The 13,949-nt window shown below is 34.0% G+C and carries 16 protein-coding genes; 15 read left to right on the forward strand and 1 reads right to left on the reverse strand.

The annotated features are described in order from the left end of the window. Positions 1-38 precede the first annotated feature (38 nt). The 12 genes from gcvH to ACHRWY_RS24185 all read left to right on the forward strand — a co-directional run bounded on the left by gcvH (position 39) and on the right by ACHRWY_RS24185 (position 9,122). Complete coding sequence (gene gcvH, locus ACHRWY_RS24130; protein WP_395357952.1) at positions 39-419, forward strand: glycine cleavage system protein GcvH; 381 nt, start codon at positions 39-41, stop codon at positions 417-419. Continuing rightward, on the forward strand, positions 412-795 hold the full coding sequence (locus tag ACHRWY_RS24135; RefSeq protein ID WP_395357954.1) for a VanZ family protein: 384 nt from the start codon (positions 412-414) through the stop codon (positions 793-795). The genes gcvH and ACHRWY_RS24135 overlap by 8 nt, the downstream gene beginning before the upstream one ends. A gap of 118 nt (positions 796-913) precedes the next feature. Further along, entirely contained in the window at positions 914-1,657 is a 744-nt protein-coding gene (gene deoC, locus ACHRWY_RS24140) for a deoxyribose-phosphate aldolase (protein ID WP_395358131.1), read from the forward strand. Further along, a complete protein-coding gene (locus ACHRWY_RS24145) occupies positions 1,658-3,799 on the forward strand; it encodes an energy transducer TonB (RefSeq protein WP_395357956.1) in 2,142 nt (713 codons plus the stop codon). 159 nt (positions 3,800-3,958) lie between these two features. Then, positions 3,959-4,861 carry a heme o synthase gene (gene cyoE / locus ACHRWY_RS24150; RefSeq protein WP_395357958.1) on the forward strand — a complete coding sequence of 301 codons (903 nt, stop codon included), beginning with the start codon at positions 3,959-3,961 and terminating at the stop codon, positions 4,859-4,861. Positions 4,862-4,869: 8 nt separating this feature from the next. Further along, complete coding sequence (locus ACHRWY_RS24155; protein ID WP_395357960.1) at positions 4,870-5,457, forward strand: heme-copper oxidase subunit III; 588 nt, start codon at positions 4,870-4,872, stop codon at positions 5,455-5,457. Positions 5,458-5,499: 42 nt separating this feature from the next. Beyond that, positions 5,500-6,483 carry a cytochrome c oxidase subunit 3 gene (locus ACHRWY_RS24160; protein ID WP_395357962.1) on the forward strand — a complete coding sequence of 328 codons (984 nt, stop codon included), beginning with the start codon at positions 5,500-5,502 and terminating at the stop codon, positions 6,481-6,483. Positions 6,484-6,501: 18 nt separating this feature from the next. Then, positions 6,502-6,852, forward strand: coding sequence for a cytochrome C oxidase subunit IV family protein (locus ACHRWY_RS24165; RefSeq protein WP_395357964.1), 351 nt, complete (start codon positions 6,502-6,504; stop codon positions 6,850-6,852). Positions 6,853-6,931: 79 nt separating this feature from the next. Further along, on the forward strand, positions 6,932-7,573 hold the full coding sequence (locus tag ACHRWY_RS24170; RefSeq protein ID WP_395357966.1) for a hypothetical protein: 642 nt from the start codon (positions 6,932-6,934) through the stop codon (positions 7,571-7,573). A 10-nt stretch (positions 7,574-7,583) separates the two neighbouring features. Then, positions 7,584-8,273 (forward strand): SCO family protein, encoded by a 690-nt coding sequence (locus tag ACHRWY_RS24175; protein ID WP_395357968.1) that lies wholly within the window; start codon positions 7,584-7,586, stop codon positions 8,271-8,273. 2 nt (positions 8,274-8,275) lie between these two features. Beyond that, a complete protein-coding gene (locus ACHRWY_RS24180; protein WP_395357970.1) occupies positions 8,276-8,860 on the forward strand; it encodes a DUF420 domain-containing protein in 585 nt (194 codons plus the stop codon). Continuing rightward, the gene (locus ACHRWY_RS24185; protein WP_395357972.1) at positions 8,850-9,122 is read left to right on the forward strand and encodes a hypothetical protein; all 273 of its coding nucleotides are present in this window, start codon (positions 8,850-8,852) and stop codon (positions 9,120-9,122) included. The genes ACHRWY_RS24180 and ACHRWY_RS24185 overlap by 11 nt, the downstream gene beginning before the upstream one ends. Positions 9,123-9,143: 21 nt before the next feature. Here ACHRWY_RS24185 and ACHRWY_RS24190 read toward each other — a convergent pair whose 3' ends face one another. Then, positions 9,144-10,550, reverse strand: coding sequence for a DUF4403 family protein (locus ACHRWY_RS24190; protein WP_395358133.1), 1,407 nt, complete (start codon positions 10,548-10,550; stop codon positions 9,144-9,146). Positions 10,551-10,726: 176 nt separating this feature from the next. On the opposite strand from ACHRWY_RS24190, the gene ACHRWY_RS24195 reads away from it, so the two are divergent. Genes ACHRWY_RS24195 through ACHRWY_RS24205 form a run of 3 tightly spaced genes read left to right on the forward strand, consistent with a single transcriptional unit; the run spans position 10,727 to position 13,933 of the window. Further along, positions 10,727-11,428, forward strand: a complete 702-nt coding sequence (locus ACHRWY_RS24195) for an ABC transporter ATP-binding protein (RefSeq protein WP_395357974.1) — start codon at positions 10,727-10,729, stop codon at positions 11,426-11,428. Beyond that, entirely contained in the window at positions 11,421-12,665 is a 1,245-nt protein-coding gene (locus ACHRWY_RS24200; RefSeq protein WP_395357976.1) for an ABC transporter permease, read from the forward strand. Before ACHRWY_RS24195 ends, ACHRWY_RS24200 begins: the two co-directional genes overlap by 8 nt. Before the next feature lie 2 nt (positions 12,666-12,667). Then, positions 12,668-13,933, forward strand: coding sequence for an ABC transporter permease (locus tag ACHRWY_RS24205; RefSeq protein WP_395357978.1), 1,266 nt, complete (start codon positions 12,668-12,670; stop codon positions 13,931-13,933). The last annotated feature ends 16 nt before the right edge of the window (positions 13,934-13,949 follow it).

A 13,949-nucleotide genomic window follows, 5' to 3' on the forward strand; every position in this document is an offset into this window, starting at 1 on the left:
GCTTAATTATTAAATTATCAATTTTCAAACATACTATTATGAGCATACCAGCAAATTTAAAGTACACAAAAGATCACGAATGGGTTAGCATCGAAGGAGATGTTGCAACTGTAGGAATTACTCATTTTGCACAAAAAGAGTTAGGAGATATCGTGTATGTTGAAGTAGAAACTTTAGATCAGACACTTGATAAAGATGAGGTTTTTGGAACAGTAGAAGCTGTAAAAACCGTATCTGATTTGTTCTTGCCTTTAACAGGAGAAATTATTGCTTTTAATGACAGTCTGGAAAGTGCGCCGGAAACAGTAAATTCTGATCCTTACGGAGCTGGGTGGATGATTAAAATAAAAATCGCAAATACATCAGAAATAGATTCTTTATTATCTGACGAAGCTTATAAAGAACTTATCGGTGCCTAAACAACTGCTCTTGGTCTGGGCCATTATTTGTTCAGGGATTATTACTTATTTCTGCCTGACAGATTCGAGTAATATACCGGCAGTGAGTTTTCCGAGTATAGACAAAATTGTTCATTTTTGTTTTCATTTTGGATTCACTATTTCCTGGATTTTGTTTTTCAAAAAAGAGCTTAAAGGAAAAGCACCGGATGATTATAAAGCCTATTTTATTTCGTTTATATTTTCTGTTTTTTTTGGAATTACAATCGAAATCTTGCAGAGCGTTTTGACTACCACAAGATCAGCAGATGTTACTGATATTCTGGCGAATGCAATTGGCGCTTTGATTGGTGTTTTTACCGCAATAGCCTTTAAAAAACAGATCGATAAAATATAAGAATATAATGACCCACTTCGGTGGGTTTTTTATTGCCGAAAAATCAAGCTTTAAAAAGAGTATTATTTTCTGAATTTAAAATGTATTTTTGTCCCAATTCTACGAACCTTCAGAAAACATGAATGTTAAGCAATATTTAGATTCCACCTACTTAAAAACTGCCTCTCAAGCCGGACTTTCAGAAGCAAAGAATACGCTTGTCGTTAAAAATGCAATTGCCGAGGCGATTCTTGAAGGATTTAAGTTAATTATGATTCGTCCGGAACACGTAGCTTTAGCTAAGGAAATGATATTGAAAGCTAATTCAGCTTTGCATGTAGGTACCGTAATAGATTTTCCTGAAGGTACATCTGATTTAGAATCTAAGCTCAAAGAAGCCAACAAAGCAATAGAAGACGGAGCAGATGATCTGGACTTTGTTTGTAATTATGAAGCTTTTAAAACAGGAGATCTTGCTGTAGTAAAACAAGAAGTCTTAATTGGAACGCAAATTGGTCTTGCCAACAATAAAACCGTAAAATGGATTATTGAAGTTGCAGCCTTAAGTGATAAGCAAATTATTCAGCTTTCGGCACTGATCAAAAATGTTGTGATGTCAAATTTTAAAGAAGAAAATTATGCTTCAGTTTTTGTAAAATCATCAACCGGATTTTATAAAACCCAAAATGATTTGCCAAACGGCGCAACTATTCCTACTATAATAATGATGCTGGAAAATGCATCACCTTTGCCTGTAAAAGCTGCGGGAGGAGTCCGTTCTTATAAAGATGCTGCAGCAATGATTCGTTTAGGTGTTAAGCGCATCGGAACTTCAGCTGCAAAAGCTATTGCAAACGGAGAAAATACCACAAATCAATATTAAATGAAAATCAAAATTTACGTGAATAAGATTTTTCTATCTTTTACTTTAACATTATCTGCCTTATTTGCTTTCTCGCAAGAAAACAATAGCTCTTCTATTAAACCCGGTTTTACATCAGAACAATTTCCCGTTTTTCCAAATTGCGAAAACCTGCAATCTAAAAAACTCGAAGATTGTTTTTATAAAGAAGTACAGGATTTTGTATTTCAGAATTTTGAAGTACCACAAAATTTAAAGCAGGCTAATTATAAAGGTGAAGTAAAAGTACTTTTTGAAGTAGATGCCAATGGCGAGTTTAAAGTAATTTATGTAAACGCTGTAAATGACGTATTGTCAAATGAGGCAAAACGTGTTTTTGGAAAATTCCCGAAGATAAAACCGTCGACTTATAACGGAAAACCGACATATTCAAAATATACGATTTCAATAGATATTCCATTAAAAAGTGCAGATCAGCTTGCGTCAGAAGCTTTGGCTGCAGCCCAAATTTTAAAGCCAATAGAAAAACCAATGACGGAGCTGGATAGTATTGTATATAAAAAATATAATAATCCGGAATTCGAAAGTCATTTAAATATTCCGTTTTCTCATAGTTATTATGCGCAGTTTGATGGCGCAATGAATCAGGTTGGGAGTAATAATCATACCGCTTCAAAGCCTTATACATATGCCGAAGTCTCGAAATATTATAATTTAAAAGCAGTCAATCAATCGCTTCAAAAAAATACTTCTACCTGGTTAGGAAGAAAATTTTGGAATGAAAATCTGGTTCAGATTCAGGGAGAAGATTATTGGTTAGCTTTAAATCCTATTTTGGATTTGCAAATGGGTAAAGCTTCAGATCTTAAAGACTCGTACACTTATGTGAATACACGTGCGCTAAATTTTAGAGGAGGTTTAGGAAAGCAAATTAACTTTACAACCACGGTTTTTGAAAGTCAGGGTAGATTTGCAGGGTATTATAATGCTTATGCCGAAACTTTAAAGCCATCAGGAGGAAACCCTGCAATTATTCCCGGAATGGGAATTGCAAAGCGATTTAAAACTGATGCGTATGATTTTCCTTTGGCTGAAGCTAATATTACTTATGCGCCAAGTAAAATTTTTGATTTTCAATTGGGTTATGGAAGAAATTTTATTGGAGATGGTTATCGTTCCTTGTTGGAAAGCGATGGGGCAAGTCCTTATCCTTATTTTAAAATTAATACCACATTTTGGAAGATAAAATACACCAATACATACATGTGGCTTAAGGATGTTCGTCCTGATGTTACTGTAGAAAAGACATACGCTACAAAATTTATGGCGAATCATTACTTAAGCTGGAATGTTTCGGATAAGCTGAATCTGGGTTTCTTTGAATCGGTTGTCTGGACAGATACTAATAACAGAGGTTTTGATATTAATTTTGTTAACCCAATTATTTTTTATCGTTCCGTAGAGTTTTCATCATCATCGAGAAGTGGTAATGCACTTCTGGGGATGTCTGGTAAGTACAAATGGAACAACAATGTTAATTTGTATGCGCAATTCCTGTTGGATGAATTTTCAGTGGGTGATATGGCGGCAGGAGAAAATAGTTGGAAAAATAAATTTGGATACCAATTAGGTGCTAAGTATTTTAATGCTTTTAAGGTAAAAGATTTATTGTTGCAATTAGAGTACAACCATGTACGTCCGTATGTGTATTCGCACAGTGCTGTAATTACCAATTATGGTCATAATAATCAAAGCATTGGACATCAATGGGGTGGAAATTTTGAAGAATTTGTGGCAATTGGACGTTACCATAAAGGACGTTATTTTGCAGATACTAAGTTTACAATTGGCAAAAGAGGTTTAGATTTCGATACAGCAGAGGATAGCTATAATTACGGAGGGAATATTTATAAGAGTTATGATGTAAACCGTCCGTATGATAAAGGTGTAAAAGTGGGACAGGGTAATAAAACCAGTATTTTTATTGCAGATGTTCAGGCGGGTTATTTAATTAATCCAATGACAAACTTAAAATTATTTGGAAGTTTGATCTACAGGAATTTTGATCCAACACAAGAAACAGCGACGACTTTTAAGCAAAGTACAACCTGGTTTTCAATCGGGTTACGTTCCGATATCTTTAATTGGTATTTTGATTATTAGGATTTTTAATAAGATTTTTCGAAATAATAGTGTTAAAGATTTGCAAGTCCTTATTTTGTAAAGGTTTTATTGAAAAAAATCTAATTTTATAGGTCAGAATTCTACAATCTAATTTGTACATTTGCACCACTCAAAAAAAACATACAAACAATTACCGTATTGAACGCTACTAAAAATACATTTTCAATAAAATCAATATTTACCGATTTCAAAGAGATTACTAAGGCTGGTTTGGCAATCAGTGTATTGTTTTCTTCAATTGCGGGATATTTATTAGGCGTCAATGATGCGCATCCTTTTAAATGGAGTGTTTTGGTGGTTTTAGCAATTGGAGGTTATTGTATGGTTGGTGCTTCAAATGCTTTTAATCAGGTTATTGAAAAAGATATTGATTCTTTAATGGATCGAACTAAAAACCGTCCGGTTCCTTCAGGACGTATGTCTCCAAAAATGGCTTTGTTTATTGCTGTTTTGTTGACTATTATTGGTGTTACTTTGTTGTACACGATAAATGCAAAGTCAGCAATGTTTGCTGCAATCTCGATATTTTTATATACAAGTATTTATACACCTTTAAAAACAGTAACTTCGTTATCGGTTTTTGTGGGTGCTTTTCCTGGGGCAATTCCTTTTATGTTAGGCTGGGTTGCTGCAACAGGAGAATTCGGTATTGAGGCAGGTACTCTGTTTTTGATTCAGTTTTTCTGGCAATTCCCTCATTTTTGGTCAATTGGCTGGTTTTTATATGAAGATTATGAGAAAGCAGGGATCTTTATGTTGCCAACAGGAAAAAAAGATAAAGGAACCGCTTTGCAGATTATTTTATATACCGTTTGGCTTATTATAGCATCACTATTGCCGGTTTTAGGATATACAGGGCAATTGTTCATTTCGCCAATCGCTGCAGCTTTAGTGTTTTTATTAGGTTTGTGGATGTTGTTCTACGCGGTAAGATTGTATCAGTTAAGAACTGCAAAAGCGGCAAGGACATTAATGCTGGTTAGTGTTTCGTATATATCATTGCTGCAAATCGTATTTATAGTTGATAAATTTTTAAGATAGTTATGGAAATGACAATGACAATGAAAACAAGTGAGGAACAAGTACGAAAATCAAAATCGGCAAAACTGATTTTGTTATTCGCAATGGTTAGTATGACCATGATGTTTGCAGGACTTACAAGTGCATTTGTAGTAAGTAAATCAAGAGCCGACTGGTTGAAGAATTTTGAATTGCCAAGTGCATTCTATTACAGTACAGCGGTGATTATTGGTTGTAGTGTTACTTTTTATCTGGCTAAAAAAGCGATTCAGAAAGATAACAGAAGCGCGACCACAGCATTGCTTTTAGGGACACTGGCATTAGGGGTCCTGTTTGTGGTTTTGCAATTTGTTGGTTTTGGACAAATCGTAAAAAGTGGTTATTATTTCACGGGAGAAGGTAGTTCAATTACTACAACTTTTCTTTATGTGGTAACCGTTACGCACTTATTACACTTGGCTGGAGGGCTAATTTCACTTTTAATTATAATTTATAATCATTTTAAACAAAAATACAATTCGACTCAAACTCTTGGTATAGAACTAGGTGCGATGTATTGGCATTTTTTAGATTTATTATGGGTATATTTATTTTTATTTTTATATTTCTTTAAATAAGAAAAAAACGTAAATTTGGGAACTTTTTAACGAATATCTTTTATGGAAGCGACAGTTACTACTGCAAATAACGAAAAAACTTGGGGAGGCGGGCATGAGATCCAGCCATTAGGAGCAAGTTATGGTAAAATGATGATGTGGTTTTTTATCGTATCGGATGCCTTGACATTCTCAGGATTCTTAGCGGCTTATGGTTTTTCTAGATTTAAATTTATCGAAACCTGGCCATTGGCTGATGAAGTGTTTACTCACTTTCCATTTATGCATGGCGTTTCGGCTCCAATGTATTATGTGGCCTTAATGACTTTTATTTTGATTTTCTCATCTGTAACAATGGTTTTGGCTGTTGATGCAGGTCACCAATTGAAAAAAACAAAGGTTGCAATTTATATGTTCTTAACGATTATTGGAGGTTTAATTTTCGTTGGTTCTCAAGCCTGGGAATGGAAAAACTTCATTAAAGGAGAATACGGTGCAGTTGAAACAGTAGGAGGTAGTTTATTGCAGTTTGTTGATAAAGATGGTAAAAGAGTTGCTCTTGAAGAGTTTGCTGTGAAATTACCAAATCAACCGGAAGAGCTTACAAGAGCAAAAGCAAAATGGTTTATGGAAAGTGCCGAAACGGTACCAACATATTCAGTAGCGGATATTCAGGCTGGTTTTAAAGCACATCCCGAGTTATTAATCAGAACAGAACATCTTACGGCAGAAAAGAAAAAAACAGTTTTGTCAAGAGCAGAATCTGAAGCTCGTTTAAGTCAGGCAAAATATGTAGTAGAAGGTGCAAACTTAACCAGAAACGAATACGGAAGTAAATTGTTTGCTGATTTCTTTTTCTTTATTACAGGATTCCACGGATTCCACGTATTTTCAGGAGTTATCATTAATATCATTATTTTCTTTAATGTATTATTGGGAACTTATGAAAAAAGAAGAAGCTACGAAATGGTAGAGAAAGTTGGTTTATACTGGCACTTTGTCGATTTAGTTTGGGTATTTGTATTTACAGTTTTCTACTTAGTTTAATTTTAGATTTTAATTATTATGTCACACGAACACGTATCAAATACAAAAAGAATCTGGTTTGTTTTTGCTTTATTATCAGCAGTAACTACAGTAGAAGTTATCTTGGGTATTATTAAACCGGGAGTATTAGAATTTAATCATTTTGTAGGTTTGAATTTGTTGAACTGGATATTTTATATTCTGACAATATTCAAAGCGTATTATATAGTATGGGCATTTATGCACATGGAAGGTGAAAAAAGCAGCCTTAGATGGTCTGTTGTATCACCAGTAATCTTCCTAGTTTTATATTTATTGTTTATTCTGTTAACAGAAGGACATTATGTCTTTGGGGTTTTTAAGGATTCTACTATTAAATGGAATTTTTAACATGATATTAATTCGAAAAGAAGCTCCGTTTTGCGGAGCTTTTTTTATTTTTGTACCTCAATAACTTCCGGTAAATAAAATGAAAAAAAATATAGTTCTCTTTGTACTTTTTGTTTTGCCAATTGTAGCCTATTTGTTTTTTGCTTCAGGTGTAAATAGCTTTACTAAACTTCCCGTAATAACTCCAAAAGTTGCTGATCTTGGTCACTGGAAATCTCTAAAAGGAGAAAAAGTAACTTTAAATAATAAAATTACCATTCTTGGTTTTTCAGGTTCTGAGATCTTGAAAAACAGAGGAAACTTCTTTAATCTAAACGAAAAAATTTACCAGCGTTACAATGGTTTCAAAGATTTGCAATTTGTTGTCATTTGTCCTTTAGGAACAGAAAATGACGCCAGCAAGATAGAAGAATCTTTAGGTGCATTTACGGATGTTTCAGGATGGCATTTTGTTTTTACTTCGCCTGAAGAAATTAAGGTCTTTTATGATCAATTACATTTAAAAGGGAAATTAGATCAAAATCTGGGGACTTCAAATGTTTATATCGTAGATAAAGAAAGAAACCTGAGAGGGCGAAAAGATAAAGATGAATACAAGGAAGGATATAATACTTTTCATCCTTCAGAGCTGAGCAATGAAATGCTGGATGATTTTAAAATCATTTTATATGAATATCGCGCAGCTTTAAAAAAGAACCACAACGCTACTAAAGAACTTTAATTGTTATATTATGTTTAAAAATAAATCATATATCGGGATTTCGTTTATCATTCTAATCTTCGGAATTTATGCTGTTCCAAAAATAGTGGACAGGGTTACAAATGGCGAAGTTGTTAAAGGAAATCGTCTGGATAATGTTGGCTTGAAAACTTCAAAATCAGACGGAAAACTGATTAAAATTGGTCCTGCTCCGAAATTTGAACTGACAAATCAGGATAATAATAAAATTTCGAATGAAACCTATAAAGGTAAAGTATATGTTTTAGAATTTTTCTTTACAACATGCCCGTCTATTTGTCCTAAAATGAATTTAAGTATGTTGGAAATTGAGAAGACTTTTTTCGGAAATCCTAACTTTGGAATTGTTTCCATCACCATAGACCCTGTACGTGATACACCAAAAGTATTAAAGGAGCATGCTAAATTATTAGGGGTTAAATCATCTACATGGAATTTTCTAACGGGAGATAAGGCTACTATTATGGATTTGTCTAATAAAGGATTTAATTTGTATGCTGGTGAAAACTCTAAAGTTAGTGGAGGTTTTGAGCATTCCGGTTTATTTGCGTTAATAGATAAAGATGGAAATATTCGTTGTAGAAAAGATGAATTTGGCAATCCAAATATCTACTATGACGGATTAGATAAAAAAGGAGTTAGGGATATTCAGGAAGATATTAAAATATTATTAGCAGAATAAAAATGGAAGATCATTCATTAGAGAAAAAATACAATAAATATATTATTGCTGTTTCAATTTTAATACCTGTCGCGGTAGGTATTTTATTTGTCATTAAATTAAAAGATTTTGGGATCAATGTTGAGCCTCTTTCATTTTTGCCACCAATTTATGCAACAACAAATGGTTTAACAGCAATTGCGTTGGTTTTGGGAGTTATTGCTATTAAAAATGGAAAACAAAAACTTCATGAAAGATTAATGACTTCGGCTATTGCCTTGTCTTTGGCTTTTTTGGTCATGTATGTTGCTTATCACATGACGGCTGATTCTACTAAGTTGGGTGATTTAAATCATGATGGAATTGTAGATGCTGTCGAAAAAGCTAAAGTTGGTGCAGTTAGATATTTGTATGTTTTTATTTTGCTTACACATATTGTTTTATCAGTTGTGATCATTCCATTTGTTTTGGTTACTTATGTTAGGGCTCTTTCGCAACGTTTTGACAGACACAGAAAAATAGCCAGAATAACTTTCCCTCTTTGGTTGTATGTAGCGGTTACAGGTGTTATAGTTTACTTAATGATTTCTCCTTATTATGCGCACTAAAAATAAAATAATAAATTTTAGAAGTACAGGTTTCAATTTTCAAAAGTTGTTTTTTGGAATTTGTATTTTCCTGATTGGAGTTTCTTCGAATGCCCAGTGTGCCATGTGCCGTGCGGCTCTTGCGGGAGACTCGAATGTAAAAAAAGCAGAGGCAGTCAACAATGGCATTGTTTATTTAATGGTAATTCCATATTTGCTTGTTGCTGTAATTGGTGTTCTGATCTACAGAATGTACCAGTCTAAAAAGAAAAAAGCAGAATAATAATTCTGCTTTTTTTTTGTTTTATTTTAATCCGTCAACGGAAACATTTACAGTTCCGTTTATCTTTATAAAAGCGATAATGGCCTGATTGGTTAATTGTATTTTGTCAAATTGAATATCTTCCATTTTTCCGTTTACAAAAACACCCGGCATTGGAGAATAATTTTTCAAATATCCTGCCATGCTTTTTTTGCCTTCTTCCAGGTTAGGCTGAATAGAATAACGACAGCTTTCTTCCATCTTTCTTAATATGTAACCTTGGCCCAGCCAGCTTGCCGTTCTCATTAGTTTGCTTTTGGTATCTAAAACATAATCAAGTTTATCAAAATAAATTTCTTTTGTTTGAGGGTTGTATTGAGGAGATCCGTTTAGATACAGTGTTCCGTTTATAGATCCTAAAACATCTAGTGCAATTACCATTTTGCCGTTTTTATGCCAAATAGAAACATTTTTCACGGTAACTTTCTTGCTTCCGGAACCAAATTCCTGTCCGGCAAAATTTTTGGTCATGATTTTTGACGCATCAATATAAGTTGAAATTGCTGCAATGTTAGCTGAAATTTGGTTTGGGATTTTTGCTACAGGTTTCAATACAATTTTACTGGCATTAAATTTAGACTCCGGTTGTTTGCCTACAATGGTTTCCATATTACATTTCATTCCCATGTCTAGTAAAAATAAATCATTTTTAAGTTTTGCATTTGTAGAATAGATCTCAACCGGAACAATTCTCAGCCAGCTTTCATAAGTGTCACTCATTTGAAATGGAGTGCTGATCTTTTCTAAAGCAGACAAAACGTTTGGTTTAAAATCCATTGATTTTTCAATAGCTTCATCAATTTTCTTTTCAATTTTAGATTTAAAAATAGAAATTGCCGGATTTACCAAATAAGTAATAGGCATGTTTTTACCAAAGACTAACATTGTCGGGCTTTCGTTCCAGTCTAATGATTTAAATTCAGTTTTGGTATTCAATTTCCAGTTCGTCAGTGCAACTTCGCTTGATAAAGTGATAACGCCGTTTAAGTTAAATTCCCGGGTATCATAAAGTTCAACACCTAGTTTTTTTGTTCCAATCCTGTATTTGATTGTAGCTTTTAGCGGCAGAATTGTTTTTATTTTTTTATTCGGATTTGCAGGGTCATTTTGAATTTTTATGGGAGCCTGTTTCCAGATTTTCATTTCGATGTCATCATCATCTATAATGTTGTCTTCATAAATTAATCCATTAAGAATTGCATTGGTCTGATTCTCAATATCAGTAAGTTTTACTGTTATAGGTAAATTGATAAACGAAGGATTTGCGTCGTAAACAAGTGGACTTGCGTCATCCGGTTCCGGTTTTAACGTTTCTAGCTTTTGAGAAGTAGAACAGCTGATTAGCGTGGCAAGCAGCATAAATAAAGAGATGGTGGAGATAAACTTCATCATTAAGGTTTTTTTAGGTGCAACAAAATTAAGAAAACAATTATATTATCTTAAAAAAGTGTAACAATTGGTAACAAATTGAGTCTTATTCAAAGGATGAAACGAAATTATTAACTTTTTCTTATCATAAATTACTTAATAAAAACGTTATTATTGTTTTAAAATTTAACAATGCCATGATTGAAATCAAAGATTTACATAAGTCCTATAAAATGGGAAATTCACAATTACATGTGTTAAAAGGGATTAATTTTAATATTGAAGAAGGCGAATTAGTTGCGATTATGGGGTCATCAGGATCTGGTAAATCTACACTTTTAAATATTTTAGGAATTCTGGATGAGGCTGATTCGGGTAGTTACATTTTGGATAAAACACCTATTAAAAACTTAAATGAAACGATAGCTTCAAAATATAGAAATAAGTTTTTAGGATTTGTATTTCAGTCATTCAATCTAATCAATTATAAAACAGCTCTGGATAATGTGGCAATGCCTTTATATTATCAGGGTATCAAGCGAAAAGAACGTTACGACATTGCTATGAAATATTTAGAGAAAGTAGGCCTTGGCTCACATTCTCACCACTTACCAAATGAGCTTTCTGGAGGTCAAAAGCAGCGTGTGGCTATAGCAAGGGCTTTGGCTTCAAATCCAAAGGTTTTATTGGCGGATGAGCCAACAGGGGCATTGGATACCAAGACTTCTTACGAAGTAATGGAACTGATACAAGGAATTAATGACGAAGGCAAAACGATATTGATTGTTACACACGAGCCTGATATTGCCGCAATGTGCAAAAGAAATGTAGTCCTGAAAGACGGATTAATTATTGATGATAAAAAAGTAGAACAAGTTAGAGCATCATCCTATGTTTAATATTGAGCGTTGGCAGGAAATATTTGAGGCAATCTCTAAAAACCGTTTGCGAACATTCCTGACGGGGATCTCTGTAGCTTCAGGAATTTTTATTTTAGTGATTTTGCTGGGTGCCGGAAAGGGGCTTCAAAACGGAATTGAAAAGCAATTTGAGCGCGATGCTGCGGGACTTATCGAGGTTTGGTCAGGAACAACAGCAAAAGAGTACAAAGGGTTGAATCCGGGCAGACAGATTCAGTTTAGAAACAGTGATTATTCTCAATCGGTTCAGAAATTTGAAGATAAATTAGATTTGCGCGCTGCCACCTATAATTTTTGGGGTGGTACATTTACATATGGAAAAGAATCCGGAAGTTATCAATACAGAGGAGTAGATCCGGATTATGGTGGAGTAGAAAACATACAAATAGTTCAGGGCCGATTTATAAATAGTAACGATTTAGCTAATAATGAAAAAGTGGCAACTATTGGAATGAAAGTCAAAACAGATCTGTTTAAAGACAAAGATGCTTTAGGTAAAGAGATCTCTATCAATAATGTCAATTTTAAAGTAGTGGGAGTTTTTACAGATCCGGGAGGAGAACGAGAAGAAGCCAGGGCATATTTACCTAAAACAACTGTACAAAGAGCTTATGGTGGTGGGGATAAAATAAGTAATCTTTTTTTTACTTTAAAGAAAACAAATGATTATGATGAAGCTTTAGCGCAATCTGAAAAATTTACTCAGGATATAAAAGCTTTATTGAGAAGTAAAAATGTGGTAGCTCCGGATGACGACAGCGGAATAAATGCTTATAACTCCGTTAAAGATGCGAAACAATTCTATGACCTTAACCTTTATATCAGATTGTTTTTCTGGTGGGTAGGAATTTGTACCATTATTGCCGGAGTTGTAGGAGTTAGTAATATCATGCTTATTATCGTAAAAGAAAGAACGAAAGAAATAGGAATAAGAAAAGCATTGGGGGCATCGCCATTTTCAATTATTTCGATGATACTTCATGAATCAATTTTCATTACCACTATTGCTGGTTTTGTTGGTTTATTGGCAAGTTTATTATTACTTGAATTAGTTGGGCCAATGGTGCAAAGTGAATATTTTAGAAATCCTCAGGTTGATTTTAGTGTGGCTTTAACGACACTTGTTTTACTTGTTTTTGCTGGTGCTTTGGCAGGCTTTTTTCCAGCATACCGAGCCGCCAAAATTAGACCTATTGTAGCACTTAGAGACGAATAATTATGTTTAAGAAAGATAATTGGGATGAGATTTTACAGGCTTTAACAGCCAACGTTTTTAGAACCGTGCTAACAGCATTTGGGGTATTTTGGGGTATATTTATTCTGGTAATATTACTTGCTGCAGGAAAGGGACTTGAGAATGGCGTGAAAAAAGGTTTTGACGGAATTGCCACCAATACGATGTTTATGTGGAGTCAGACTACATCAAAGGCTTATAAAGGATTGCCAAAAACCCGTCGTTATGATTTTAGAAATAGTGATGTAACAGCTTTGAAATCTGCATTGCCAGACTTGTTATATGTTTCGCCAAGAAATCAATTAGGGGATTTTAATGGTTCGAATAATGTGGTTCGTGGTACAAAAACAGCTGCATTTACGATCTATGGGGATTATCCGGAATTGATCAAGCAGCAACCAATGGATATTATAAAAGGACGTTTTGTAAATCAACAGGATATTCTTGAAAGAAGGAAAGTAGCGGTGATTGGAAAAGGTGTTATCAGCGAGTTGTATGGTAAAGAAGAAGAAGCTGTTGGAACATATGTAAAAATCAACGGAATTAACTTTATGGTAGTTGGAGTTTACAAATCTAAACAACAGGGAGGAAATGCAGAACAGGAACAAAAGAACATATTTGTGCCCTTTACTACTTTTCAGCAGGCTTTTAACTATGGGGATAAAGTAGGATGGATGGCTCTCACGGCAAGAGATGAAGTTTCTATTACAGATTTAAAACCAAAAATTTTAGAGCTAATTAAAGCACTTCATTCTGTAAATCCTGCAGATGACAGGGCAGTTGGAAACTTTGATTTATTCGAACAATTTAATAAAGTGCAAAGTTTGTTTAATATCTTACAGGTTATTGCTTATTTTGTAGGAAGTTTGGTTTTGATTTCAGGAGTAATAGGTATTTCAAATATCATGCTTATTGTAGTTAAAGAACGTACCAAAGAAATTGGGATTCGCAGGGCATTGGGAGCAACTCCTGCAGCAATTCGAGGTCAGATTTTAGCAGAATCTATATTTCTGACTATTATTTCAGGAATGTTGGGGATTGCCGTAGCAACCGGTATTATTGCAATTCTAAACATGGTGTTGGATTCGATGCCGCCAGGAAATGATACAATGTTTGCAAATCCAAGTGTAGATTTAGGAGTTGTATTTGTTGCTTTAATAATATTAGTAGGATCTGGTTTGCTGGCAGGATTTATTCCGGCACAAACCGCAATTAATGTGAAGCCGGTAGATGCTTTACGAACAGAATAAATTATCAATCAAAAAT

The sequence above is a fragment of the Flavobacterium sp. FlaQc-48 genome, assembly GCF_044007335.1.
Lineage (GTDB): Bacteria > Bacteroidota > Bacteroidia > Flavobacteriales > Flavobacteriaceae > Flavobacterium.